The 26,051-nt window shown below is 67.2% G+C and carries 22 protein-coding genes and 1 tRNA gene; 17 read left to right on the top strand and 6 right to left on the bottom strand.

Annotation, left to right across the window (positions count from 1 at the left end):
- Nucleotides 1-28: 28 nt before the first annotated feature.
- The 3 genes from QRO95_RS02745 to gmk all read right to left on the bottom strand — a co-directional run bounded on the left by QRO95_RS02745 (nucleotide 29) and on the right by gmk (nucleotide 3,373).
- Complete coding sequence (locus tag QRO95_RS02745; protein ID WP_019661980.1) at nucleotides 29-2,191, bottom strand: bifunctional (p)ppGpp synthetase/guanosine-3',5'-bis(diphosphate) 3'-pyrophosphohydrolase; 2,163 nt, start codon at nucleotides 2,189-2,191, stop codon at nucleotides 29-31.
- A 106-nt stretch (nucleotides 2,192-2,297) separates the two neighbouring features.
- Nucleotides 2,298-2,597, bottom strand: coding sequence for a DNA-directed RNA polymerase subunit omega (gene rpoZ, locus QRO95_RS02740; protein ID WP_005410877.1), 300 nt, complete (start codon nucleotides 2,595-2,597; stop codon nucleotides 2,298-2,300).
- A gap of 110 nt (nucleotides 2,598-2,707) precedes the next feature.
- On the bottom strand, nucleotides 2,708-3,373 hold the full coding sequence (gene gmk / locus QRO95_RS02735) for a guanylate kinase (RefSeq protein WP_014038334.1): 666 nt from the start codon (nucleotides 3,371-3,373) through the stop codon (nucleotides 2,708-2,710).
- 290 nt (nucleotides 3,374-3,663) lie between these two features.
- Between gmk and fdnG the strand changes: the two genes are divergently transcribed.
- The 10 genes from fdnG (at nucleotide 3,664) to QRO95_RS02685 (ending at nucleotide 15,348) form a co-directional block, all read left to right on the top strand.
- On the top strand, nucleotides 3,664-6,732 hold the full coding sequence (gene fdnG / locus QRO95_RS02730) for a formate dehydrogenase-N subunit alpha (protein WP_152593489.1): 3,069 nt from the start codon (nucleotides 3,664-3,666) through the stop codon (nucleotides 6,730-6,732).
- A gap of 10 nt (nucleotides 6,733-6,742) precedes the next feature.
- Entirely contained in the window at nucleotides 6,743-7,660 is a 918-nt protein-coding gene (fdxH, locus tag QRO95_RS02725; protein ID WP_012481154.1) for a formate dehydrogenase subunit beta, read from the top strand.
- Complete coding sequence (locus tag QRO95_RS02720; RefSeq protein WP_032127833.1) at nucleotides 7,657-8,304, top strand: formate dehydrogenase subunit gamma; 648 nt, start codon at nucleotides 7,657-7,659, stop codon at nucleotides 8,302-8,304. The genes fdxH and QRO95_RS02720 overlap by 4 nt, the downstream gene beginning before the upstream one ends.
- Before the next feature lie 265 nt (nucleotides 8,305-8,569).
- Entirely contained in the window at nucleotides 8,570-9,553 is a 984-nt protein-coding gene (fdhE, locus tag QRO95_RS02715; RefSeq protein ID WP_285301606.1) for a formate dehydrogenase accessory protein FdhE, read from the top strand.
- Between the two features lie 4 nt (nucleotides 9,554-9,557).
- Complete coding sequence (gene selA / locus QRO95_RS02710) at nucleotides 9,558-10,982, top strand: L-seryl-tRNA(Sec) selenium transferase (protein ID WP_285301605.1); 1,425 nt, start codon at nucleotides 9,558-9,560, stop codon at nucleotides 10,980-10,982.
- Nucleotides 10,979-12,910 (top strand): selenocysteine-specific translation elongation factor, encoded by a 1,932-nt coding sequence (gene selB / locus QRO95_RS02705; protein ID WP_285301604.1) that lies wholly within the window; start codon nucleotides 10,979-10,981, stop codon nucleotides 12,908-12,910. The genes selA and selB overlap by 4 nt, the downstream gene beginning before the upstream one ends.
- Before the next feature lie 24 nt (nucleotides 12,911-12,934).
- Nucleotides 12,935-13,030, top strand: a tRNA-Sec gene (locus tag QRO95_RS02700).
- Between the two features lie 26 nt (nucleotides 13,031-13,056).
- Nucleotides 13,057-14,136 carry a selenide, water dikinase SelD gene (gene selD, locus QRO95_RS02695; protein ID WP_285301603.1) on the top strand — a complete coding sequence of 360 codons (1,080 nt, stop codon included), beginning with the start codon at nucleotides 13,057-13,059 and terminating at the stop codon, nucleotides 14,134-14,136.
- A gap of 70 nt (nucleotides 14,137-14,206) precedes the next feature.
- Nucleotides 14,207-14,698, top strand: coding sequence for a helix-turn-helix domain-containing protein (locus QRO95_RS02690; RefSeq protein WP_049400724.1), 492 nt, complete (start codon nucleotides 14,207-14,209; stop codon nucleotides 14,696-14,698).
- A complete protein-coding gene (locus QRO95_RS02685; protein WP_285301602.1) occupies nucleotides 14,695-15,348 on the top strand; it encodes a nucleotidyl transferase AbiEii/AbiGii toxin family protein in 654 nt (217 codons plus the stop codon). The genes QRO95_RS02690 and QRO95_RS02685 overlap by 4 nt, the downstream gene beginning before the upstream one ends.
- 25 nt (nucleotides 15,349-15,373) lie before the next feature.
- Here QRO95_RS02685 and QRO95_RS02680 read toward each other — a convergent pair whose 3' ends face one another.
- Nucleotides 15,374-16,234, bottom strand: a complete 861-nt coding sequence (locus tag QRO95_RS02680; RefSeq protein WP_019661992.1) for a YicC/YloC family endoribonuclease — start codon at nucleotides 16,232-16,234, stop codon at nucleotides 15,374-15,376.
- 124 nt (nucleotides 16,235-16,358) lie between these two features.
- Between QRO95_RS02680 and rph the strand changes: the two genes are divergently transcribed.
- From rph to pepQ, 7 genes are all read left to right on the top strand, one after another.
- Entirely contained in the window at nucleotides 16,359-17,084 is a 726-nt protein-coding gene (rph, locus tag QRO95_RS02675) for a ribonuclease PH (protein WP_012512000.1), read from the top strand.
- Nucleotides 17,081-17,470 carry a VOC family protein gene (locus QRO95_RS02670; RefSeq protein WP_049400723.1) on the top strand — a complete coding sequence of 130 codons (390 nt, stop codon included), beginning with the start codon at nucleotides 17,081-17,083 and terminating at the stop codon, nucleotides 17,468-17,470. The genes rph and QRO95_RS02670 overlap by 4 nt, the downstream gene beginning before the upstream one ends.
- Nucleotides 17,467-18,063 carry an RdgB/HAM1 family non-canonical purine NTP pyrophosphatase gene (rdgB, locus tag QRO95_RS02665; RefSeq protein WP_014038346.1) on the top strand — a complete coding sequence of 199 codons (597 nt, stop codon included), beginning with the start codon at nucleotides 17,467-17,469 and terminating at the stop codon, nucleotides 18,061-18,063. The genes QRO95_RS02670 and rdgB overlap by 4 nt, the downstream gene beginning before the upstream one ends.
- Before the next feature lie 56 nt (nucleotides 18,064-18,119).
- Nucleotides 18,120-19,346: a radical SAM family heme chaperone HemW gene (gene hemW / locus QRO95_RS02660; protein ID WP_285301601.1), complete on the top strand. Its 1,227-nt coding sequence runs from the start codon at nucleotides 18,120-18,122 to the stop codon at nucleotides 19,344-19,346.
- A gap of 200 nt (nucleotides 19,347-19,546) precedes the next feature.
- A complete protein-coding gene (locus QRO95_RS02655; RefSeq protein ID WP_285301600.1) occupies nucleotides 19,547-21,826 on the top strand; it encodes a DUF1631 family protein in 2,280 nt (759 codons plus the stop codon).
- Complete coding sequence (locus QRO95_RS02650; RefSeq protein ID WP_180838787.1) at nucleotides 21,823-22,197, top strand: PilZ domain-containing protein; 375 nt, start codon at nucleotides 21,823-21,825, stop codon at nucleotides 22,195-22,197. The genes QRO95_RS02655 and QRO95_RS02650 overlap by 4 nt, the downstream gene beginning before the upstream one ends.
- 75 nt (nucleotides 22,198-22,272) lie before the next feature.
- Nucleotides 22,273-23,604 (top strand): Xaa-Pro dipeptidase, encoded by a 1,332-nt coding sequence (gene pepQ, locus QRO95_RS02645; RefSeq protein WP_285301599.1) that lies wholly within the window; start codon nucleotides 22,273-22,275, stop codon nucleotides 23,602-23,604.
- A 450-nt stretch (nucleotides 23,605-24,054) separates the two neighbouring features.
- On the opposite strand, the gene QRO95_RS02640 is transcribed toward pepQ, so the two are convergent.
- Nucleotides 24,055-25,377, bottom strand: a complete 1,323-nt coding sequence (locus QRO95_RS02640) for an aminopeptidase P N-terminal domain-containing protein (RefSeq protein ID WP_100437673.1) — start codon at nucleotides 25,375-25,377, stop codon at nucleotides 24,055-24,057.
- A gap of 5 nt (nucleotides 25,378-25,382) precedes the next feature.
- Entirely contained in the window at nucleotides 25,383-25,931 is a 549-nt protein-coding gene (locus QRO95_RS02635; RefSeq protein WP_189719986.1) for a YecA family protein, read from the bottom strand.
- Nucleotides 25,932-26,051: the final 120 nt, after the last annotated feature.

Raw genomic sequence — 26,051 nt, 5'->3', positions numbered from 1 at the left:
GCCAGCGGCCGGCACTACCGGGTTCTCGTTACTGGCGGCGTACCGACTGCACGACCGACAGGCGGCGCAGGCGGCGCATCACTTCGGCCAGGTGGTTGCGGTCGCGTACCTGGATGTTGAACGCCAGCACGGCGGCGTTGAAGTCGCGGTCCAGGTAGTCCACGCGCTCGATGTTGGAATGGCTCTGCGCGATGGCGGCGGCCAGCTGCGCCAGCACGCCGGTGCCGTTCTCCACTTCCACCACCAGCGAGGTGTCGTAGTCGCCGGAGACGGTAGTGTCCCAGCCGATCGGCACCCAGCGCTCGGGCGACTTGCGCAGCTCGGCCAGGTTCGGGCAGTCCATGCGGTGCACCACGATGCCCTTGCCGGCGGTGTGGTAGCCCATGATCTCGTCGCCCGGAATCGGCTGGCAACAACCGGCGAAGGTGACCACGCCGCGCTCGCTGCCGTTGATCAGGATCTTTTCCTGCGAGTGGTGGCGCGAATGCGGGCCGCCACGCAGTTCGGCGTAGGCCATTAGTGCCTGTGCGGCCTGGGTCGGCATCCAGTTGCCCAGTGCGACCTCGGCCAGCAGCGCCTCCAGGCGCGGGAAGCGGTGCTCGGCCAGGAACGCATCCAGGCGCCCCTTCGGCAGCCGCTCCAGCGACGAATCCATCGCTTCCAGCGCACGGTCCAGCATGCGGTGGCCGAGCTGCACGGCGTCTTCGTGCTCCAGCTGCTTGAGCTGGTGGCGGATGGCGGTGCGCGCCTTGCTGGTGACCACGAATTCCAGCCACTGCGGTTTCGGCGTGGCCGAGCGTGCGGTGATGATCTCCACCGACTGGCCCGACACCAGCTTGGTGCGCAACGGCACCAGCTTCTTGTCCACGCGCGAGGCCACGGCCATGTTGCCGACGTCGGTATGCACGGCGTAGGCGAAGTCCAGCGCGGTGGAATTGCGCGGCAGGGCCAGGATCTTGCCCTTCGGGGTGAACAGGTAGACCTCGTCCGGGAACAGGTCGACCTTGACGTTGTCGAGGAACTCCAGCGAGGAACCGGCGGCACGCTGCGAGTCGATCAGCTCAACGATCCAGGCGTGTGCGCGGCTCTGCGCGCTGTTCGGTGAATCGCCGCCGAACTTGTAGGTCCAGTGCGCGGCCACGCCACGTTCGGCGATCAGGTCCATCTCTTCGGTGCGGATCTGCACTTCGATGGGCGAACCATACGGCCCGAACAGCACCGTATGCAGCGACTGGTAACCGTTGGCCTTGGGAATGGCGATGAAATCGCGGAAACGCCCATCCAGCGGCTTGAACGTGGCATGCACCGAACCCAGCGCGTGGTAGCAGCTGGGCACGCTGCGCACCACCAGGCGGAAGCCGAACACGTCCATCACCTGGTCGAAGGTTTTGTTCTCGTCGCGCATCTTGTTGTAGATGCTCCACGGGGTCTTGATGCGGCTGACCAGGCGGTGCTCGATGCCTTCCTTCGCCAACCGCTGCGACAGCTGCACTTCCACCTGCGCCAGCGCTTCGCGGCGGACCACCGGCTGGCTGCGGATGTGCTTTTCCAGGATCGCGTGGCGCCACGGATACAGCGCCTTGAAACCGAGGTTCTGCAGCTCGCTCTTGACCAGGCTCATGCCCAGGCGCTGGGCGATGGGCGCGTAGATCTCCAGCGTCTCGCGGGCGATGCGGCCGCGCGCTTCGCGGCTCTGCGCGCCCAGCGTGCGCATGTTGTGCAGACGGTCGGCCAGCTTGATCATGATCACGCGCAGGTCGCGCGACATCGCCAGCAGCATCTTGCGGAAGCTCTCAGCGGCCGCTTCCTGGCGGTCGCGGAACTTCAGCTTGTCCAGCTTGGTCACGCCGTCGACCAGTTCGGCCACGGCTTCGCCGAACTCGGCGGCCAGCGCTTCACGGGTCAGCGGGGTGTCTTCGATGGTGTCGTGCAGGATCGCGGCGATCAGCGCCTCCACGTCCAGGCCGAGCTCGGCCAGCACCTGGGCCACGGCCACCGGATGGGTGATATAGGGCTCGCCCGACTTGCGCGTCTGCCCGGCGTGTGCGGCGGCTCCGACTTCCCAGGCACGGCGCAACAGCGGCAGCTGTTCCGGCGGCAGGTAATGGGCGGCGCGTTCAAGCTGGAGGACGTAGTCGGGTACGGCGGCAGCGGGGGCTGCGGCGACCTTGGCAGTGGGGCCTGGGTTCATGCCCGAAGCCTATTCCAGCGCGACGTTTACGGCAAATCCTGAATGCGAAACAGCCCGCACGGGGCGGGCTGTTCGGCACATCCAACGATTACGTTGATCGATGCGATCAATCGTCGTTCTTGGACATGTCTTCGTCGGCGACCACTTCGGCGGCGGCCCACTCCAGCGCTTCGCGCTCGGCGCGCTCACGCTCGGCCTTCTCGACTTCGTCGATCAGCGCGTTGTCGATCTTGCGGGCAGCGATTTCGCGCAGCGCCAGCACGGTCGGCTTGTCCTCGGTCTCGCTGTTGTCCAGCGTGGCCTGCACGCCGTTGGCGAGCTGGCGGGCACGCTTGGAAGCCATCATGACCAGTTCGAAACGGTTGTTAACGACTTCCAGGCAATCTTCTACGGTGATGCGGGCCATACGGGCTCCCGGCGACCGGTCGGCCGCTCAGTCGAATGAGGGAAAGGGGACGGAGTGTACTGGCAGGGGCTGGACAAAATCAAGCCAGCCCCTACCCGATTCTTTTGGAATCAGTCAGTTGCGCCCGGATCGGGGGTCAACAAGGCTTGGATCAGGCCTGCGTGGCGGACCTTCTGGGCCTCCCGGCGCAGGCGGCTGGCGGTGAAGATGGCGCACAGTTCGTCCACGGCGGTGTCGAACACCTCGTTGACGATGACGTAGTCGAACTCGTTGAAGTGCAGCATCTCGTCACGGGCGGCGCCCAGGCGCTGGGCGATGACCGCCTCGCTGTCCTGGCCGCGCTTGCGCATGCGGTCCTGCAGGGCCTGCTTGGACGGCGGCAGGATGAACACGGTGACCGTGCCCGGCACCAGCTGGCGTACCTGCTGCGCGCCCTGCCAGTCGATTTCCAGCAGCACGTCCTGGCCGGCGGCCAGCTGCGGCTCCACCGACTGGCGGGCGGTGCCCTTCCAGTCACCGTGCACCCAGGCATGCTCGAAGAAGTCGCCGGCGGCGATCATTTCCTCGAACTTCTCCGCAGAGACGAAATGGTAGTGCTGGCCATTCACTTCACCCGGGCGCATCGCGCGCGAGGTGAAGGAGATCGACAGGGCGATCTGCGGGTCACGCGCCAGGGTGGCATTGACGATGCTGCTCTTGCCGGCGCCGGACGGGGCGGCAACGATGTACAGCGTGCCGCGCGCAACGGCGTCCGACGGCTTCGACGGGGCGCTCATGCGCGGAACCCAACTGGTTGATTTCGCAAAATTTTTCCTCGGTGTTCCAGATCCGGCGCGGAGGATCGCGCCAGGACGGCGGGGGCTGCGCGGAACATCCTGGAACCAGGCCCGGCAGACGCTTCCCCGGGGGGCGGGCACGCAACTTTACCAGAGCGGCCGCGTTGCGCGCCCGTCCGGCAGGCGCCGGGCCTTGTGCCACATGGGCGTGCGGGGGCCTGTGCTATAACCGGGCCGTACCCAACGACAGCCCGGAGGCCTGCGCCTCCCCGCCATCCCAGGAGAACGGCATGCCATCGATGAGCCGCCGCCAGTTCCTGAAAGTGACCGGGACAACCCTGGTCGGCTCCAGCCTGGCATTGATGGGCTTCGCGCCCGGCATCGCGCTCGCGGAGGTCAGGCAGTACAAGCTGACCCGCGCGACCGAGACCCGCAACACCTGTACGTATTGTTCGGTGGCCTGCGGCATCCTGATGTACAGCCTCGGCGATGGCGCCAAGAACGCCGAGCCGAGCATCTTCCATATCGAGGGTGACCCGGACCATCCGGTCAACCGCGGCACGCTGTGCCCGAAGGGTGCCGGCCTGGCCGACATCATCCACAGCAAGTCACGCCTGCTCTACCCCGAGTACCGCGCACCGGGCTCGAACGAGTGGAAGCGGCTGAGCTGGGACGATGCGCTGGATCGCATCGCGCGGCTGATGAAGGAAGACCGCGATGCGAACTTCGTGCAGAAGAACGAGGCCGGGCAGACGGTCAACCGCTGGCTGACCACCGGCATGCTCGCCGCCTCGGCGACCAGCAATGAAACCGCGGTGCTGACCCACAAGGTCGTGCGCTCCCTTGGCATGCTGGCATTCGACAACCAGGCACGTGTCTGACACGGCCCGACGGTGGCAGGTCTTGCCCCGACGCTAGGCCGTGGTGCGATGACGAATCACTGGGTCGACATCAAGAATGCCGACCTGATCCTGATCATGGGTGGCAATGCCGCCGAGGCACACCCGTGCGGGTTCAAATGGGTGACCGAGGCCAAGGCACACAACAAGGCCCGGCTGATCGTGGTCGATCCGCGCTTCAACCGCTCGGCCGCGGTGGCCGACGTGTATGCGCCGATCCGTACCGGCACCGACATCGTGTTCCTGGGCGGCCTGATCAACTACCTGTTGACCGAGGACCGCATCCAGCACGAGTACGTGCTGAACTACACCGACATGTCGTTCCTGGTGAAGGACGAGTTCGCCTTCAAGGACGGCCTGTATTCGGGCTACAACGAAGAGAAGCGCAGCTACGACCGCTCCAGCTGGGACTACGCCTACGGTGACGATGGCTTCGTGCGCAGCGACCCGACGCTGAAGGACCCGCGCTGCGTCTACAACCTGCTCAAGCAGCACTACGCGCGCTACACCGTGGAGATGGTCGAACGCATCTGCGGCACGCCCGCCGACAGCATCCGCCAGGTCTGGGACATGATCGCGTCCACCGCCGGCAAGGACAAGGCGATGACCATCCTGTACGCGCTGGGCTGGACGCAGCATTCGATCGGTGCGCAGAACGTGCGTGCCGGCACCATGGTGCAGCTGCTGCTGGGCAACATCGGCGTGGCCGGTGGTGGCATGAACGCCCTGCGCGGGCATTCCAACATCCAGGGCCTGACCGACATCGGCCTGATGTCCGACCTGCTGCCCGGCTACCTGACGCTGCCGAAACAGGACGAGCAGGACTACGACGCCTACATCGCCAAGCGCACGCAGAAGCCGCTGCGCGCCAACCAGATGTCGTTCTGGCAGAACTACCCGAAGTTCCACGTCAGCCTGATGAAGTCGTGGTGGGGCGACGCCGCTACCGCCGACAACAACTGGTGCTTCGACCATCTGCCCAAGCTCGACAAGCCGTACGACATGCTGCAGGCGTACGAGCTGATGAACGAGGGCAAGATCCACGGCTACATCTGCCAGGGCTTCAACCCCCTGGCCTCGGCGCCGAACAAGGGCAAGCTGATCAGCGCGTTCTCCAAGCTGAAGTTCATGGTCAGCATGGACCCGCTGGAAACCGAGACCATCGCGTTCTGGCAGAACCACGGCGCACTGAACGATGTTGATCCCAGTGCGATCCAGACCGAAGTATTCCGCTTGCCGACCACCTCCTTCGCAGAGGAGAACGGTGCAGTGGTGAACTCCTCGCGCTGGCTGCAGTGGCACTGGAAGGGTGCCAATCCGCCGGGCGAAGCGCGCAGCGACATCGAGATCATGTCCGAGCTGTTCCATCGCATCAAAGCGATGTACGAGAAGGACGGCGGTGCGTGGTGGGAGCCGGTGCGCGACCTGGCCTGGAAGTACTCCAACCCGGAACTGCCGACGCCGGAAGAACTGGCGATGGAATACAACGGCAAGGCACTGGCCGACGTGTTCGATCCGAAGGACCCGACCAAGCTGGTGCGCAAGGCCGGCGAGCAGCTGGCGGCATTCGGCGACCTGCGCGACGACGGCAGCACCTCCTCCGGCTGCTGGATCTACATCGGCGCCTGGGGCCCGACCGGCAACATGATGGCGCGACGTGACAACAGCGACCCCACCGGCATCGGCAACACGCTGGGCTGGGCCTGGGCGTGGCCGGCCAATCGCCGGGTGATGTACAACCGCGCCTCGTGCGACGTGGCCGGCCAGCCGTTCGATCCGCGGCGCACGCTGCTGGCCTGGAACGGCAAGAACTGGGGCAGCGTGGACGTGCCGGACTTCAAGGCCGATGAAGATCCCGCCGGGGGCATGGGCCCGTTCATCATGAATCCGGAAGGCATCGCCCGCTTCTTCGCCAAGGCCGGCATGGCCGAGGGTCCGTTCCCGGAGCACTACGAACCGTTCGATACCCCGCTGCGCAGCAACCCGCTCAGCCCCGGTCAGGCACTGACGTTGAACAACCCGGCGGCGCGCGTGTTCGCCAGCGACCGCGCACAGATCGGTTCGCCGGACGAGTTCCCGCATGTAGCCACCACCTACCGCCTGACCGAGCATTTCCACTTCTGGACCAAGCACGGCAAGTTGAACGCCATCATCCAGCCCGAGCAGTTCGTCGAGATCGGCGCGGCGTTGGCCGATGAGCTGGGCATCAACAACGGCAGCCGCGTGCGGGTCAGTTCCAAGCGCGGGCACATCGAAGCGGTGGCGATGGTGACCAAGCGCATCAAGGCCCTGCAGATTGATGGCAGAACCGTGCACCAGGTGGGCGTGCCGATCCACTGGGGCTTCCTCGGTGCGGCCAAGCCCGGATACATCGCCAATACGCTGACCAACGCCATCGGTGACGGCAACTCGCAGACGCCCGAATCGAAGTGCATCCTGGTCAAGGTCGAGAAGGTGTAGGAGACACGCCATGTCACTGCAATCCCTGGACATCATCCGCCGCTCGGCCACCACCACGCCCTCGCCGGAGGCGCGTGGCGCGCACACCGGCCAGGTCGCCAAGCTGATCGATGTGAGCAAGTGCATCGGCTGCAAGGCCTGCCAGGTCGCCTGCATGGAGTGGAATGATCTGCGCGACGAGGTCGGCAGCTGCGTTGGCAGCTACGACAACCCGCCCGACCTGAGCGAACAGTCGTGGACGGTGATGAAGTTCCGCGAGTACGAGGACGAGAAGGGCAAGCTGGAGTGGCTGATCCGCAAGGAAGGCTGCATGCACTGCAGCGATCCGGGCTGCCTGAAGGCCTGCCCGTCGCCGGGCGCGATCATCCAGTACGCCAACGGCATCGTCGACTTCCAGGAAGAGAACTGCATCGGCTGCGGCTACTGCGTGACCGGTTGCCCGTTCGACGTGCCGCGCATCTCCAAGAAGGACCACAAGGCCTACAAGTGCACGCTGTGCTCGGACCGGGTGGCGGTGGGCCAGGAACCGGCCTGCGTGAAGACCTGCCCGACCGGCGCGATCACCTTCGGCAGCAAGCAGGCGATGACCGAGCACGCGGCGGGACGCGTGGAAGACCTGAAATCGCGCGGCTACGAGAACGCCGGCCTGTACGACCCGCAGGGTGTGGGCGGCACCCATGTGATGTACGTGCTGCAGCACGTGGACAAGCCGGAACTGTATGCCGACCTGCCGAAGGACCCGCGCATCAGCCCGATGGTGGAGGTGTGGAAGGGCGTGGCCAAGCCGCTGGGCGTGCTGGCGATTGCCGCTACCGCCTTCGCCGGCTTCCTGCATTACATCGGCATCGGCCGCAACACGGTCAATGACGAGGAAGAAGAGGAAGCCGAGCACGAGGCGAAGAAGATCGAAGAGGAGCAGCGGCCATGAAGTACGCCCCGCACCCGCGGCAGATCATCCGCTACCGCGCGCCGACCCGCATCAATCACTGGATTGTGGCGATCTGCTTCGTGTTGACCGCGCTGTCCGGGCTGGCGTTGTTCCACCCTGCCCTGTTCCCGCTGACCCAGTTGTTTGGCGGTGGGCCATGGACGCGCATCCTGCACCCGTTCATCGGCCTGGCCATGGTCGTCGGCTTTGCGCTGCTGGCGTTCCGCATGTGGCGCGACAATCTGCCGACCGCCGACGATGGCAAGTGGATGCGCGGCATGCGCGATGTACTGCGCAACGAGGATGAGAAGCTGCCACCGGTGGGTCGCTTCAATGCCGGCCAGAAGCTGCTGTTCTGGGCGATCATCGGTTGCCTGTCGGCGCTGCTGCTGACCGGCTTCGTGATCTGGCGGCAGTACTTCAGCCACTTCTTCCCGATCGGGGTGATCCGCTTCTCGGTGCTGGCCCACGCGCTGTTCGGCTGGGTGCTGGTGTGCGCGATCGTGGTGCACATCTATGCAGCGATCTGGATCAAGGGCTCGGTGCGGGCGATGACCCAGGGCAAGGTGACCTACGGGTGGGCGTACAAGCATCACCGGCAGTGGTTCCGGGACATCCTGCGCGGACGGCGGGAAGAGGGGTAGCGGCAGGGCCTGCGGCCCTGCACCCGCTGGATCAACGTCAACGTCAAAAGCGGGTTTCCTGAGGGATGGCGCGGTGGGTCCGGTCGCCCTCGACAGGTCCCCGGTGCTTTTGGTGGGTGTCGACCTTGGTCGACACGATGAACATGGCAATGATCGAAACCGGCTTTTGTAGAGTCGAGCGATGCTCGACTGCTTTGCCTCGACACGCTGGACGCCAGCGTCGACAACGGCGAGGATGGAGCCTGGTTCTTCTGGCTGGCCCTGCATGGCGCAACGCATCCTTGAACCCGGTGAGATCGAGACGCTGGCCTCGCGCGATGTTCCGCGCATCATCCTGCCCGATACCGCGTCGCTGTTTGCCGGACGTGCGGACCGCCTGCGCAGTCTGGCTGCACACAGTGCCATCGGTGGTTACCTGCAGCTGCTGGCGGCGTTGGCCGATGCGCAGCAGGCGTTGCTGGAGGATCTGACACCGCAGCAACGCGAGGAACTTCAGGCACAGGCGCGTGCACAGCAGTCGAGTGCGGCGGCCGGCGCCGGCATGCCGTTGCGGCCCGCCAACACACTTCAGCTGGATGGCCGTTGGCGCGACTGGCTGCGCACGCTGTGCCAGCACTGTGCCGACGAGGCCGGGCTGCCGATGGAAACCCGTCAGGAGCTGCAGCGCGTCGCCGCGGCCGACGACGCCTGGCTGGATGCGCAGGCGCATGCGGTGCTGGAGCGTGATGACGCGCCGTCGGTGGATGCGGTGGCTGCGCTGCTGGTGATGAACGCGCTGCAGGTCTACTGGGCGGTGCTGGCGGACAGCTTCCGCCCCACCGACCTGAAACCGCTGGCCGATGCACCGGGGCTGTGCCCGCTGTGCGGCACCCTGCCGGTGGTCAGCGTGGTGCAGGCGCGGCCGCCCTATGCCTCCTACCGCTACCTGTCGTGCTCGCTGTGTGCCTGCCAGTGGCACTACGTACGCGTGCAGTGCAGCCAGTGTGGTGCCGCCGGCAAGGACATCGCCTATCGCGCCCTGGCCGATGTGGACGGCGACAGCGGCGAGGCGGTGCGCGAGAGCGCGGTCCGTGCCGAGACCTGCGACCACTGCCACAGCTACCGCAAGATCCTGTATCTGGAAAAAGACCCGTCGCTGGAGCCGGTGGCCGACGACCTCGGCACGCTGGCGCTGGACCTGCTGCTGGGCGAGGAAGGGTATGCGCGCGCCAGCCAGAATCCGCTGCTGTGGCAATCCGACGGCGAGTGAGGCGATGACAGCCACGCCCCCCACCCCGGCATCGGTTTCCGCCCTGCCCTCGCTGGACCGGTTGCTGCGTCTGCCTGCCTTGGCAGCACTGATCGAGGGCCACGGCCGCAGCCGTATCACCCAGCTGCTGCGTTCGCACCTGCAGGCGCTGCGCGACCGTATCAGCGCCGGTCAGCTCTCGGCCACGCAGCTGCAGGAAGCGGTTGACGGCCCGGCGCTGGTGGCAGCAGTCGAGGCCGCACTGGCTGCTGACGCACGGCAGGATCTGCAGCCGATGTTCAATCTGACCGGCACCGTGCTGCACACCAATCTCGGCCGCGCCTTGCTGCCGGATGCCGCCGTGCACGCGGTCACCCGCGCGATGACCGCACCGGTGGATCTGGAGTTCGACATCAGCCGCGGCCGTCGCGGCGACCGCGATGCACGGGTGCAGGCATTGATCTGCGAACTGACCGGCGCAGAAGCCGCCACCGTGGTCAACAACAATGCGGCGGCGGTCCTGCTGCTGCTCAACAGCCTGGCCAACCGCCGCGACGTGGTGGTGTCACGCGGCGAGCTGGTGGAGATCGGTGGCGCCTTCCGCATTCCCGATGTGATGCGCAGTGCCGGCGCGCGGCTGCTGGAAGTCGGCACCACCAACCGCACTCACCCGGCCGACTTCGCCAATGTCATCGGCACGCGCACCGCGCTGCTGATGGAGGTACACGCCAGCAACTATGCGATCACCGGCTTCACCGCCAAGGTCGACACCGCGGCGATGGCAGCCATCGCGCACGAGCACGGCCTGCCGCTTGTGGTGGATCTGGGCAGTGGCAGCCTGTGCGATCTGGCGGCCTTCGGCCTGCCGCACGAGCCCACCGTGCAGGAAACGCTGGCGGCCGGCGCCGACCTGGTGTCGTTCAGTGGCGACAAGCTGCTGGGCGGGCCGCAGGCCGGCATCATCGCTGGCCGCGCCGACCTGATCGCGCGGATCAACCGCAACCCGCTGAAGCGGGCACTGCGCATGGACAAGATGGGCCTGGCTGCACTGGAAGCGGTGCTGGCCCTGTACCGCGAGCCGGAGCTGTTGGCGCAACGGTTGCCGACCCTGCGCACCCTGTCGCGCACGCAGGACGACATTGATGCGCAGGCCCATCGCCTGCTGCAGCCGATGCGTTCCGTGCTCGCGGCCGACTACGATCTTGAACGGTCACCAATGCAGAGCCAGATCGGCAGCGGCGCCCAGCCACAGGCGCAGCTGGCCAGCGCCGGACTGCGCATTACCAGCGCGCGCCGTGGCGGACTGGATCGCCTGGCCAAGCGTTTGCGTCAGCTGCCGCGACCCGTGCTGGGCCGCATTGCCGATGACGCGCTGTGGCTGGACCTGCGTTGCCTGGAACCGGCCGACGAAGCCGACTTCCTCGCCCAGTGGAGCACGCTGCAGGCATGATCGTCGGCACCGCCGGGCATATCGACCATGGCAAAACCAGCCTGGTACGCGCACTGACCGGCATCGAAACCGATCGCCTGCAGGAAGAGCGAACGCGCGGTATATCGATCGAACTGGGCTATGCCTATGTCCCGGTGGAACGCAGGGACGCCGAAGGCCCGGCTGCGACGCTGGGTTTCGTCGACGTGCCAGGCCATGAGCGCTTCGTGCACACGATGGTGGCCGGCGCCACGGGTATCGATGTCGCCCTGCTGGTGATCGCTGCCGACGACGGCGTGATGCCACAGACCCGCGAGCATCTGGCCATCCTGCAGCTGCTGGGCGTGGATCGCGGCGCGGTGGCGCTGACCAAGATCGACCGTGTGGATGCGGCACGCCTCGCCCGGGTCGAGATCGAGATTGCCGCGCTGCTGGCCGCGACACCGCTGCAGGATTCTCCTCTGTTCGCCTGCAACAGCACCGCACCCGACGATGCCGGCATCAGCGCACTGCGTACCCAGCTGCACGCATGGGCGGCGGACGATGCCAGCACACGCCAGGCCGAACTGCGCAGCGAACTGTTCCGCATGCCGGTGGATCGCGTGTTCTCGCTGGCCGGCCACGGCACACTGGTAACCGGCGCGGTGCATGGCGGCATCGCCGCGGTGGGTGAGCATCTGCAGCTGATGCCAGCCGCCACCGACGTGCGCGTACGCAGCATCCATGCGCAGAACCAGGCCAGCGAGCACGCGATGGCTGGGCAACGCTGCGCACTGAACCTGGCCGCCATCGCCCGCGACGACATCCGCCGTGGCGACTGGATTGCCGATCCACGCGCGCTGCTGGCCACTACCCGCGTCGACGTGCGCCTGCGACTTTCCGCACTGGCGCCGCCACTGCGCGACTGGTCACCGCTGCACATCCACTGGGGCACGATGCACCGGCAGGCCCATGTGGTGCTGCTGGAAGACCACGACCACGGCGATGGTCAGTTGGTGCAGCTGGTGTTCGATGCACCAGTCTGCGCGATGTGTGGCGATCGTTTCATCGCCCGTGATTCAGCAGCCACCCACACACTGGGCGGTGGCGTCGTGCTCGATCCGGATCCTCCGCAGCGGCGTCGGCGCAGTCCTGCGCGGCTGGCCTGGCTAGGGGCACTGGAGCAGCTGGCGGCCGGTGCCGGTGTTGTCCCGCTGCTGCAGCAGGCACCTGCCGGCATTCCCCTCACCGCGTTGCAACGCTATTGCCGACGCGCTGCCGACCGCATCGACCTGCCCGAGGACGCGCGACGCATCGCTACCCGCGATGACACGGTGATCATCCTCGCACCGCACTGGCAAGCACTGCGCGAGCAGGTGATCACCTCGCTGCGCGGCTGGCACGAGCGACGCCCCGACGAACCCGGCGTCGACAGCGGGCGCCTGCAGCGCAGTACCCTGCCCTCGCTTGCAGCGAGCCTCTGGAATGCGCTGCTGCAGGACCTGCTGGCCGATGGCACGCTGCAGCGTGTGGGCGCGTGGTGGCGCCTGCCCGGCCATGACCATGCGCCACCGGAACGCGAACGTCTCCTGCTGGAACGCGTGCTGCCGCAACTGCACGCCGGTGGCTTCGATCCACCGTGGGTGCGCACCCTGGCCGCCGACATCGGACTGGCCGAAGACGAGGTCCGCGCCGCCCTGCGTCGCGCCGCCGCGCGTGGCGATCTGTTCCAGGTGGTGCCCGACCTGTTCTATGCGCCGGCCCGCATCGCCGAGTTGGCCACGATCGTCGCGCAGCTGTCACAGGCCAGCGGCACGGTGGATGCGGCGGCGTTCCGCGATGCCATCGGCCTGGGCCGCAAACGCAGCATCCAGATCTTGGAGTTCTTCAATCGCGTTGGCTACACTCGACGCGTCGGTGACCAGCATCGGCCGCGCTGCGACCTGCAGTGGAACGCGGCCCGCGACTGAGCCCACCGGTACCGCCGTACTTTCGGAAGGCATGCGCATCCGGGCATGCGGCTGGGCTTCAAACCCAGTAGGGGGCGTCGATCGTTCCCTGGTAGGTTCGACTCCTGCTGCCTTCCGCCATTCGTGTTTCCGCAGGAGATGTCGGCATGGCCACGCACGCGCAGTCCCCCGCCCCCTCAACGGCCGATGCCCCGCAACGACTGACGTCTCTCGCGCATGGCGGTGGCTGCGGCTGCAAGATCGCGCCGGGTGTGCTGACCGAACTGCTGCGTGGGGTGCCGGCACTTCCCGCACCGGTCGAACTGCTGGTCGGCCGCGAGACCAGCGACGACGCCGCGGTGTACCGCCTCGATGACCACCAGGCGATCGTCGCCACCACCGATTTCTTCATGCCGATTGTCGACGACCCGTTCGACTTCGGCCGCATCGCCGCCACCAATGCGCTGTCGGACCTGTATGCGATGGGCGCGCGCCCGCTGTTCGCGCTGGCCATCGTCGGCATGCCGATCAACAGCCTGCCCCAGGACACCATCCGCGGCATCCTGCAGGGTGGCGAACGCGCCTGCGCCGATGCCGGCATCGTGGTGGCCGGTGGCCACAGCATCGATTCGGTGGAACCCATCTACGGCCTGGCCGCGATCGGCGTGCTCGATCCGCAACGGCTCAAGCGCAATGCCGATGCCCGCGCCGGCGATGTGCTGGTGCTGGGCAAGCCGTTGGGCGTGGGTGTGTATTCGTCGGCGCTGAAGAAAGAAGTGCTGGATGCCGAGGGCTACCGGCAGATGGTCGAGTCGACCACCCGCCTGAACAGCGTGGGCATGTCCCTTGCCGCGCTGGATGGCGTGCACGCGATGACCGACGTCACCGGTTTCGGCCTGCTCGGCCACCTGCTGGAAGTGTGCCGCGCCAGTGGCGTGGCCGCCGAGGTGGACAGTGCACAGGTGCCGCTGCTGCCGCAGACCTTGGACCTGCTGCAACGCGGCTGCGTAACCGGCGCCTCCAACCGCAACTGGGCCTCGTATGGCGCCGAGGTGCGCTTCGCCGAGGGCTTGGCCGCCCACTGGCAGCCACTGCTGACCGACCCGCAGACCAGCGGCGGCCTGCTGGTGTCGTGCGCCCCGGAAGCGGTGGATGCGGTGCTGGCCTGCTTCAACGATGCGGGGTTCGGCCAGGCGGCCGTGCTGGGGCGCTTGAGCGAGGGAGCGGCGGGCGTCAGGGTGGTTTGAGACGTGAAGGTTTGCCAACGTGCCGCTTCCGGGCACTTGAAGTATGTCCAAAATATTGGACACTCAGGCCATGAACCTGATCGACATCGGCAAGGCGGTTCGTGCCCGCCGTGAGGAACTTGGCCTGTCGCAAGGCCAATTGGCTCATCTCAGCGGTCTTTCCCGGCAGACCGTGGTCGGCCTGGAAGGGGGCACCCTGAGCGACCTGGGCGTCAATCGTGTCGGCCAGTTGTTGTCCGTGCTCGGCCTGGATGTTCCGGCACCCACCACCGAAAACCGGCAGCGCAAACAAGGCCTGAAAATGGCCGCACGAACCGCGAACGTGAGCTACGCGAGCGAACTGACGGCTGGCGAGTTGGCCCGCGTGCTGGTCAGCGGGGAAGTTCCTGCCACCTACGCAGCGCAGATGGCGCACCTGCTGGATGAAGCCCCTCCCTCCATGATGGTGATGGCAGTCGAGGAAGCTGCAATCGGCGCGCAGCTACCGCCACGGCGCATCTGGCGCAACGTGGCGAAGATGGCCAACACACTTTCTGCCCATCGCAAGGACCTGTGGTTGTGAACCGCAAACTGCCGGCCGGCGCCTGGCAGGCGCTGCTGCCTCGGGCGCTTGTCCTCATCGGGGAGATCCGGCGCCACGGTGGTATCACCGATCCGTTCTGGACGTTGGGCGGCGGAACGGTACTGATGTTTCGACATCGGCATCGGCTCAGCAAGGATATCGACATCTTCGTGCCGAATCCTCAGTACCTGGGGTTCGTTACTCCCCGCTTGAGCGATGTGGCCGCGAGCCTTACCGGCGACTACAGCGAAGATCCCAGCGCCTGGGTGAAGCTGCAGTTCGAGGAAGGCGAGGTGGATTTCGTCGCGGCCCCCAATCTTCTCGATGATGCCTGGGAGGAATGGACGATCGATGGGCAGCGCATACGGGTGGAAACGTCGGCGGAAATCATCGCCAAGAAAATGTTCCATCGCGGGCATCGAACAACCGCCCGAGACCTGTTCGATCTTGCGCTGGTCATCGAACGCGAGCCGGACGCGCTGGCGGCCGCCGCGCACGCGCTGGTGCGCCATCGATCAACGTTTCTTGATCAGATCCGCAATCCCCACCCGACATTGAAGATTGCGTTCAACGCCATCGACACGCTGGACTACACGCCAGGCTTCGATCACTGCGTCGCGATAGCCGGGGACTGCCTGGAAGGACTGTGATCCTCCCAGGCGATTGCGCAGAACATCACTCGATGTTCTGCACCTGCTCGCGGATCTGGTCGATCAGCACCTTCAGTTCCACTGCCGCATTGGACGTACGGCTGTCCACCGACTTCGAGCCCAGCGTGTTGGCTTCGCGGTTGAACTCCTGCAGCAGGAAGTCCAGGCGGCGGCCAACCGGCTCACGCTGCTTGAGCACGCGGCGGATCTCGACGATGTGGCTGCCGAGGCGGTCCAGCTCTTCATCCACGTCCAGCTTCTGCAGCCACAGCACCAGCTCCTGCTCGGCGCGGCCGGGGTCGACCGGGTGCGGCAGGTCAGCCAGGCGTGCGGCCAGCTTGGCGCGCTGGCCGTCGCGAATGGCCGGAATCAAGGTGCGCACTTCGGTAGCGATGCGTTCGATACCGTCCACGCGTTCGCTGATGGCGGCCGACAACTTGCCGCCTTCGCGCTCACGGGCCTCGACGAATCCGTCCAGCACCTGGTCCAGCAGGGCCAGTGCCTCGACCTGCAGGGCGGCGGCATCGGTGGCCTCGCCGCGGGTGACGCCCGGCAGCTGCAGCAGGTCGGTGAAGCTGACCTGCAGGTTGGGGAAATCGGAGGTCAGGCGGTGCGCCAGGCGGCCCAGCTGGCCCAGCAGGGCCTCGTCCACCTGCAGGTTGGCGGCCGCTTCCGGCGCGCGCAGGCGCATCACCAGATCCAGCTTGCCGCGGCTCAGGCGCGCGGCGATGCGCTCGCGCAGCTGCGGCTCGAGCGCCCGCAGTTCCTCGGGCAGGCGGGTGCCGACCTCCAGGAAGCGGTGGTTGACCGAGCGCAGCTCGCAGCCCAGCGTGCCCCACGGGGTGACCCGCTCGCCGCCGGCATAGGCGGTCATGCTTCGAATCATGGATTGTGTCCGGTGCGTGCAAAGGGGGAATGGTACCCTAGCGCCCTCACCAGAGCCCCCTTGCCCGCCCCGTGAAGGCCGCGGGCGTGGCGGCGTACTCCCTCGCCATTACGGAACCCGCACCATGTCCGATTCCCGCCCCAGCGGCCGCCAGCCCGACCAGCTCCGCCCGGTCGTCATCCAACGCGGCTTCACCCGCCACGCCGAAGGTTCGGTGCTGGTGTGCTTCGGTGAAACCCGTGTGCTGTGCACCGCCAGCGTCGAGAACCGCGTGCCGGGCTTCCTGCGCGGCAAGGGCGAAGGCTGGGTGACCGCCGAATACGGCATGCTGCCGCGCGCTACCCACACCCGCAGCGACCGCGAAGCGGCCCGTGGCAAGCAAGGCGGCCGCACGCTGGAGATCCAGCGCCTGATCGGCCGCAGCCTGCGTGCCTGCGTGGACCGCAACGCGCTGGGCGAACGCACCATCACCCTCGACTGCGACGTGCTGCAGGCCGACGGCGGCACCCGCACCGCCGCCATCACCGGCGCCTACGTGGCCCTGGTCGATGCGGTGAATGTGCTGATGAAGCGCGGCGACATCAAGCGCAACCCGATCCTGGGCGCGGTGGCAGCGGTGTCGGTCGGCGTCTACCGCGGCACCCCGGTGCTGGACCTGGACTACGCCGAAGACAGCGACTGCGACACCGACATGAACGTGGTGATGAACGACGGCGGTGGCTTCATCGAGCTGCAGGGCACCGCCGAAGGCCATGCCTTCCGCCGCGATGAACTGGACGCGCTGCTGGGCCTGGCCGAGAAGGGCGTGCGCGAGCTGCTGGACGCACAGCAGGCGGCGCTGTCGGCATGAACCGGCGCATCGCCCTGACCACCCTGGTGGTGGCCGACTACGACGAAGCCATTGCCTGGTACACCGGCAAGCTCGGCTTCGCACTGCTGGAGGACATCGACCAGGGCCACAAGCGCTGGGTGGTGGTGGGGCCGACCGACGGCAGCGCTGCCGCCCTGCTGCTGGCCCGTGCCAGCGACGAGGAACAGCGCAGCCGCATCGGCAACCAGACCGGTGGCCGCGTCGCCTTCTTCCTCAACACCGACGACTTCCACCGCGACCACACGGCGATGCTGGCCGCCGGGGTCGAATTCCTGGAAGCGCCGCGCGAAGAACCCTATGCAACGGTCGCGGTGTTCCGCGATCTGTATGGCAACACCTGGGACCTGCTGGAGCCCCGTCAATGAAGAAACTGGTACTGGCCAGCCACAACGCCGGCAAGCTGGTGGAGATGCAGGAGATCCTCGCCGACCTGCCGCTGCAGATCACCTCGGCCGCCGAGCTGGGCCTGGGCGACGTGGAAGAAACCGGCCTGACCTTCGTCGAGAACGCGCTGCTGAAGGCGCGCGCGGCCTGCGAAGCGACCGGCCTGCCCGCGCTGGCCGATGATTCCGGCCTGATCGTCGATGCCCTCGGCGGTGCGCCGGGCCTGTACAGCGCGCGCTATGCCGGCCACCCGACCAATGCCGCGGCCAACAACGCCAAGCTGCTGGAGGCGATGGCCGACGTTCCCGATGGCCAGCGCGGCGCCCGCTTCTATGCGGTGATCGTGCTGCTGCGCCACGCCACCGATCCGCAGCCGCTGATCTGCGAAGGTCGCTGGGAGGGCCAGATCATCCGTGAACTGCGCGGCACGAATGGTTTCGGCTACAACCCGGTGTTCCTGGACACCACCCACGGCCTGACCGCCGCGGAGATGGAGCCGGCCCTGAAGAACGCCATCAGCCACCGTGCCATTGCCCTGCAGCAGCTCAAGCAGCAGCTGGCGACGCTGTACTGACGCCACCCGATCGAACCAGGGAAGCCGGCCAGCGGCCGGCACTACCGAAGAAGCCCATGCCGCACGCCCACGACCACTGCAACCACCTGCCCGGCGAAGCCTGTTCGGCGGACCACGACACTTCGGTACGACTGGTGCCGCCGCCGCTGTCGCTGTACGTGCACCTGCCGTGGTGCGTGCGCAAATGCCCGTACTGCGATTTCAATTCGCACCAGGCCAAGGGCGAGCTGCCGTTCGATGCCTACATCGATGCGCTGCTGCGCGACCTCGACCAGGACCTGCCGCTGGTCTGGGGCCGGGTGGTGCACAGCGTGTTCTTCGGTGGCGGCACGCCCAGCCTGTTCCCGCCGGAAGCGATCGACCGCTTCCTGCAGCAGGCCAGCGCGCGCCTGCGTTTCGCGCCCAATGCCGAAATCACCCTGGAAACCAACCCGGGCACCGCCGAGCATGGCCGCTTCGACCGCTATCGCGCGGCCGGCGTCAATCGCCTCAGCTTCGGCATCCAGAGTTTCGACGATGCGATGCTCAAGCGCCTGGGCCGCATCCACGACAGTGGCGAAGCCGAGCGCGCGGTGAAGATGGCGCAGGACGCGGGTTACGACAACTTCAACATCGACCTGATGTACGCGCTGCCGGAACAGACCCTGGCCGGTGCCGAGGCTGATCTGGAACGCGCGTTCGCGCTGCAGCCGGCACACATCTCGCACTACCAGCTGACCCTGGAACCGAACACGGTGTTCTTCGCGCGGCCGCCGCAGGGCATTCCCGATGAAGACAACGCCTGGGACATGCAGGAACACTGCCAGGCGCTGCTGGCGCAGGCCGGTTTCGGCCAGTACGAGGTGAGCGCCTACGCACGCCCTGGCCGGCAGAGCGCGCACAACCTGAACTACTGGCGCTTCGGCGATTACCTGGGCATCGGTGCCGGCGCGCACGGCAAGATCAGCTCGGGCGCCGAGGAACACGTGCTGCGACGCTGGAAGCTGAAGCATCCGCAGGCTTATCTGGACAGCGCGGGCAGCCCGGCCTCGTTCGGGGGTGACGATGTGATCGCGCCTGAGCGCCTGCCCTTCGAGTACATGCTGAATCTGCTGCGCCTGCACGAAGGCTTCGGCCTGCGCGATTTCGAGTCGCGTACCGGGCTGTCGCGCAGCGTGCTGGATGCACCGCTGGCCGAGGCCGTGCAGCGCGGCTGGCTGGACGTGACCGATGGCCATGTGCAGCCGACCGAACTGGGCCGTCGTTTCACCAACGATGTGGTGAGCCTGTTCCTGGAGGAGTGATCCTCGCCTGACAGGGGTAGTGCCGGCCGCTGGCCGGCAGCTCGATCGGCGCGGATTGCCGGCCAGCGGCCGGCACTACCGTTCATCGGTCGGGCCATGCCTGGCGAATGGGATGCACATTCGCCCTAAAGTAGCGCCGACAGCGGCCGACACGGTAGATTCACCAGATCGATCCGCGGGAATCCGGATACCGCCTGCCGATGTCAGCTGTTTTTTCCATCACTCCTGCCGACAAGAACCGCCTGGCCGCCAGCGACCTGCCACCGCGGGTACGTGAGCTGCTGGGCGCGCTGATCGGCCTGTGCCGGCAGACGCTGGCCGCGCCCCTGATCCTGACTGTCGAAGCGCTGGAGCAGGCCCTGCTGCACGACGCCGATCGCGCACGCAATCCGCAGCAGCAGGCCGAGCTGATGGCCCAGCGTGGACAGCTGCACGCCTTCGCCGGCCACTTCGCCGACCGCATGCTCGATGCCGTTGCCGACGCCCTCGCACGGTTGCGCGAACCGGCCAACGGTGTCAGCACCAGTGCTACGCCGCCAGCGCTGCCGGGCATGCTCGGGCTGTCGCTGGTTGATGAGCACGAAGTGGATCGCGACCTGCTGCTGACCGAGATGGTGCGGCGCGAGACCCTGCGTTCAACCAACACACTGAACCTGCTGGGCCAACGCCTGGGGGTACTGGCGGCGGCGCCGGCCTTCGAGGCCGACACCCTGCCGCTGGCGCCGCAGGCACTGTGCGCGATGGTGCGCCGGATTGCCGAACAGGACGCGCTGAGCGTCGAGGTACAGCTGGCGCTGTATCGCAGTTTCGAACGACAGGTGCTGGAACGGCTGGGCGATATCCTTGACCGTGCCAATGCGCTGCTGGCCCAGTCCGGCGTACTGCCGGGGCTGGTCTACACCCCCTACCTGGCACGCTCGTCGAGCACGCGTCGGATCATCACCCAGTCGGTGGGTGGTGGCCGCACCACGCAGCCGGCCAAGCGCAGCGCGGCCCCCCTGACCGGCTGGAACGGTTCGGCACCGGCCGGCTCCTGGTCCAGCCTGGTACAGGACGCCTTCCACGAGGGTGGCGCAGCCGGCCCCGCCACGCCGGGCGTGACCACATCCACCGGCAGTGCTTTGCATGAGCTGCTGCAGCAGGCCCGGCACGCCAACCCTGCCCCGGCGGACCGCGGCGCAGTGCCCAGTGCGGCAGTCGACGCGGTACTCGCGCGTCTGCAGGCTCAGTCCAGCGCGGCAACCGGCGTGGCCGACCTGCAGGCCGCCGTGGTCGCGCAGCTGCGCAGCGAGCATGGTGCGCAGGCCCAGCTGGGCAGTCACGACCGGGACAACCTGGACCTGCTGCGCATGCTGATGCAGCAGGTGCAACAGCAGCAGCGTCCCGATCCGGTGCCGGCCGCCCTGCTGGCCCGCCTGCAGGTGCCCCTGGCACGCGCGGCCATGGCCGACCCGGGCTTCTTCGTGCGCGACGAACATCCCGCGCGTGAGCTGCTCAACCAGATCGCCGAAGTCGGTGCCAACTGGCTGGGCGACGATGATGTCGACCCGCAGCTGCTGCAGCGCATGGCGCAGAGCGTGCAGGGCCTGCTCGGCCAGGATGCACGCGCGCCGGAAGCCTTCGCCGCTGCCAACGAAGACGTGCAGCAGCACCAGCGCGCGGCGGCCCATCGTGCCGAACTGGCCGAGCGCCGCCACGTGGAAGCCGCGCGCGGCAAGGAACGATTGGAACTGGCCCGTCGCCAGGCCACCGCACAGATCGACCAGTGCTGCGACACGCAGTCGCCACCGCGCTTCGTGCAGACCCTGTTGCGCCAGGCCTGGGCCGATGCACTGACCCTCACCCGCCTGCGCCATGGCGATGATTCGCCACAGTGGCAGGAACGCCTGCAACAGACCGAGCGCATCGCTGCCATCACCGCACAGGCCATCGACGCCCCCGGCGGCACCGATACCGCGTTGGCAGCGGACGTGGAGGCCGCACTGCTGCAGGTCGGCTACCACGCCGAGGAAGCCGCCGCCGTCGCGCGCAGGCTGGCCACGCCCGGCGGCGAGGATGAAAGCACCTCGCGTACCGAACTCAGTGCTCGCCTGAAGGCACGTGCGCGCCTGGGCGAACACGCCGGCGCGCCCACCGGCACGGCGCCTGCAACGCCCCGCAGCAGTGCCGAAGAAGCCGCCTACCAGCAGCTGTCCACGCTGCCGTTCGGCAGCTGGTTCGACATCGATACCGGTGATGGCACGCTGCGCCGCCAGCGCCTGTCCTGGTACAGCCTGCTGACCGGCCACGCCCTGTTCGTCAATCCACGCGGGCAGAAGATCACCGATACCGACCTGGATACGCTGGCACGGCAGATCAGTGCCGGGCGCGCGCAACTGGTCACCGAAGACAAGGGCCGGCTGGTCGACCGTGCCTGGGAAGCCAGCCTCGGTGCGCTGCGCGCACTGGCCACGGGCCGCGCACAGGAGACCCCCGCATGAAAGCCGTACCGCCGCAGGACACCCGCCGCGCGCCGCGCCGCCAGGTCTCGGACCTGGTGCCGGTCACCGACCAGATGCGCGAGTGCGTGGTCGGACGCCTCGGCAATGTCTCCGAAACCGGCATGCTGATGCTGGCCAGCGTGCCGCTGCGCGAGGATGCGTTGTACCAGCTGCGCTTCCCGTTGCCACTGGGTGATGGCCGCCAGCAGGCCATCGACGTGGGCGTGCACCTGCTGTGGAGCGAGCCCGCACACGTTCCCGGCCAGAGCTGGACCGGCTTCCGCTTCCTGACCCTGTCACGCGAACATCGGCAGCTGCTGCGCCAGTGGGTGGGCGAGGACAGCGACGAGGGACCGGTTTCGACGGTCTGAGTGCCGGTTCCGGCACAGCGGTTTTTCGCGGTATGCGGCAGAATCTAGGGCCGTTTTCCGTGTCGAGCCACCGCAATGATCCAGCAAGACCCCGGCGCCCTGTATTCCGACCACCTGGCCGTGCTGTGCCGACGCGCCGAACAGGCGCTGGCCCGCGGCGGCTTCGATCACCTGGTGGTGCCCAGCGGCACCCTGCACTACCAGGTGTTCGACGACCGCGACTACCCGTATGCGGTGAATCCGCAGTTCAAGGCCTGGCTGCCGCTGACCCGCGTGCCCAACAGCTGGATCGTGTTCACCCCCGGCAAGCGCCCGGCGGTGATCTTCCACCAGCCGTTCGATTACTGGCACGTGGTACCGGACGCACCGAGTGGCTGGTGGGTGGAGCACTTCGACATCCACATCATCCGCAAGCCCGAAGAGGCGCTGGCGCTGCTGCCGGCCGACCCGTCGCGCTGCGCGATCCTCGGCGAGCCGCAGAGCACGCTGGGCAACTACGCGCCGAACAACCCGGCACCGGTGGTGAACTACCTGGAATGGCACCGCGGCAGCAAGACGCCGTATGAAATCGCGCTGATGCGCCAGGCGCAGGTGCTGGGCGTGCGCGGCCACCGTGCCGCCGAAGCCGCGTTCCGCAACGGCGCCGACGAGTTCAGCATCCACATGGCGTACTGCCAGGCCGTCGGCCAGGACGCCAACGAGCTGCCCTACGGCAACATCGTGGCGTTGAACGAACATGCCGCCGTGCTGCATTACACCGAGCTGGGCCGCAAGGCGCCGCAGCCGCTGCGCAGCTTCCTGATCGATGCCGGTGCCAGCGCGCACGGCTACGCCAGCGACATCACCCGCACCTACGCCGCGCAGGGCCACGACGAGTTCGCCGCGATGATCGCCGCCGTCGATGCGGCCCAGCAGCAGATGTGCGCAGCGGTGCGCCCGGGCTTTGACTACAAGCAGCTGCACGTGGATGCACATCTTTCGCTGATGGGCGTGCTGAAGGACTTCGGCGTGATCAAGGTCTCGCCGCAGACCGCAGTGGAAACCGGCGTCAGCGCCGCGTTCTTCCCGCATGGCATCGGTCACCTGATCGGCCTGCAGGTGCACGACGTGGCCGGTTTCGCGGCCAGCGACGAGGGTGGCCGCATCGAGCGCCCGGCGGGCCACCCGTACCTGCGCCTGACCCGCGTGCTGGAGCCCGGCATGGTGGTGACCATCGAACCGGGCCTGTACTTCATCGACATGCTGTTGAATGAAGTGAAGGATGCCGGCCATGGCGATGCGATCAACTGGGACCGCGTGAATTTCTTCCGTCCGTATGGCGGCATCCGCATTGAAGACGAAGTGCTGTGCACTGAGGGCGAGGCGGACAACCTGACGCGGCCGGAGTTTGCGGCGGCGAACGGCTGAGCCCCTCGTGGTTGGTCGCAGAAGTCAAAAGCCCTGCCTCTGACAGTTTCCTGCCGCGTTCAACCACGGAAAAGAAAAAGAAAAGCAGAAGCGGGTCGCTCGCTACGCTCGCCCTGTGTCGACCAAGGTCGACACCTACCAACAGCCGCGCGCTCCAACGGCCGCAGTGGCCAGTAGATCCACGCCATGCGTGGATGATTCATTCGATATCTGACAGATGTGCCGACCAACGGTCGGCACCCACCAACAGCCGCGTGAACCTGTCGAAGGCGGGGCACGGTGGGTTTGCGGGGTGTGAGCCGCATGGATGCGGCGACCAAGCCTCCAGGGATGGATTCACGGCGTCCCCGCAAACCCACCGTGCCCCGCCATCCCACGGATAGCCCGCTTTGGCCTTGGCTTTGGCTGTTGCCTCTGCGGGTGCAGGGCTGCAAGCCCTGCCGAAACCCCTTACCCCGCCATCACCGCTTCAATCTCGTCGGCGCTGCGCGCCAGGCCTTCGGTCAGCACGCGATGCCCGTCATCGGTGATCAGCACGTCATCCTCGGTACGGATGCCGATACCGCGCCAGCGCGGTTCCACCGTCGTATCGTCCACGCCGATATACAGCCCCGGCTCGATGGTGAACGCCATGCCCGGCTCCAGCAGCCGCGAATCGCCGGCCAGGCGATAGTCACCCACGTCGTGCACGTCCATGCCGATCCAGTGCCCGGTCTTGTGCCGGTAGAAACGCTGGTACAGGCCCTCGGACAGGTTCTTTTCCAGCGTGCCCTTCAGCAGGCCCAGCCGCAGCAGGCCTTCGGTCAGGGTCTGCACCGCCGCCAGGTGACCCATCTCGTAGGCCACGCCCGGCTTGGCCTGGGCCAGTGCCGCGGCCTGCGCGTCACCGACCAGGTCGTGCAGCGCGCGCTGCTCGGCGCTGAAGCGGCCGTTCACCGGGAACGTGCGGGTGATGTCGCTGGCATAGCCGCGGTATTCGGCACCGGCGTCGATCAGCACCAGCTCACCATCGCGCGAACGTGCGTTGTTGTCGCGGTAGTGCAGGATGCAGCCGTTGCGACCTGCACCGACGATGCTGCAATAGGCCGGCACCGCGTCGTTGGCGCGGAACACGCGTTCCAGTTCGGCCTGCAGTTCGTATTCGTGGATGCCGGCCTTCGCCGCTTTCATCGCCGCCAGATGTGCACGCACGCTGATCTGCGCGGCGTGGTGCATCAGCGCCACTTCAGCACCGGACTTGAACAGGCGCTGCTCATGCAGCAGGTGGCCCAGCTCCAGGAACTCATGCGGCGGCTGCGCGCCGTGGCGCACCTGCGAACGCACGCGGTTGACCCAGCCGATCAGCTTCAGGTCGAAATCGGCGTCGCGACCGAAGTGGTAATAGACGCGCGAACGCCCTTCCAGCAGGCCCGGCAGGATGTCGTCCAGATCGTCGATCGGGTACGCATCGTCCATGCCGTACTGCGCCACCGCACCTTCCTGGCCGGCGCGGCTGCCGTCCCAGGCCTCGCGCTCGGCGTCGCGCTCACGGCAGAACAGGATGGCCTCGCCGTGACGGCGGCCCGGGATCAACACCAGCACCGCTTCCGGCTCCGGGAAGCCGCTCAAGTACTGGAAGTCCGAATCCTGCCGGAACGGGTAATGGGTATCGAGGCTGCGCACCTTCTCGGCGGCGGCGGGAAGCACCAGGATCGCATCCTCGCCGGCCATGTCCATCAGCTGGCGGCGGCGACGCTTGTATTCGCCGGCCGCGATGCCGGTGCGCTGCTTGATGTCCATCAGTTCAGGCGCTGCCGATGGCGCGAGGCCAGCACCACGTCACCGTGCAGCAGCAGTACCGCCACGCGGATGAATTCCTCGATCTCGGACAGGGCTTCGTCATCGTCATCGCCACCGGCCTCGAAATCCTCGCTGGAGGCACGCGCCAGGCTGGCCATGTCGGTCAGCGCTTCTTCGCCCTCTTCGGACAGGATCGGGCGGCGGCCGCCGCTGCCCAGGCCAAAGCCGCCCAGGAAGGAACGGGTCCAGCTGAACATGGCATCAGCCTGCGCGGACACGTCGTCGCCATCGGTCAGCAGCAGTTCGAAGGCGAAATCGCGGTCTTCCAGTTGCTTGATGGTGACCTGCAGCAGCTGCCCCAGCACGCTGTCGGCGGCCACCGGCGGCAGGTTGTCGTCGGCCAGCACACGCGCCGGCCAATCATTGCCGGGGGCACCACCGGCGGCCAGCCAGCCGCACAGTGCGCCGTGTAGCTCGGCAGCGGTGGCGCCCAGGCCCAGTTCCTGGCTGGCGCGGGTAACGTCGTCGACGGAGGGAAGTTCGGTCATCGTGCGGCTCGTTCGGAAAGGAAACCCGGGGCGCGCACGCGCGCGCCCGTGAGACCCCGTAGTGTAGCAACCCGACGGCATCCTCTCTGCGACCGTCAGGCCTTGCTGCGACAACGCTTG

Origin of the sequence: Stenotrophomonas maltophilia group sp. Smal13 (assembly GCF_030236855.1) — a bacterium.
GTDB classification, from domain to species: Bacteria; Pseudomonadota; Gammaproteobacteria; order Xanthomonadales; family Xanthomonadaceae; genus Stenotrophomonas; species Stenotrophomonas maltophilia_A.
This window is presented reverse-complemented; position numbering and strand designations above follow the sequence as displayed.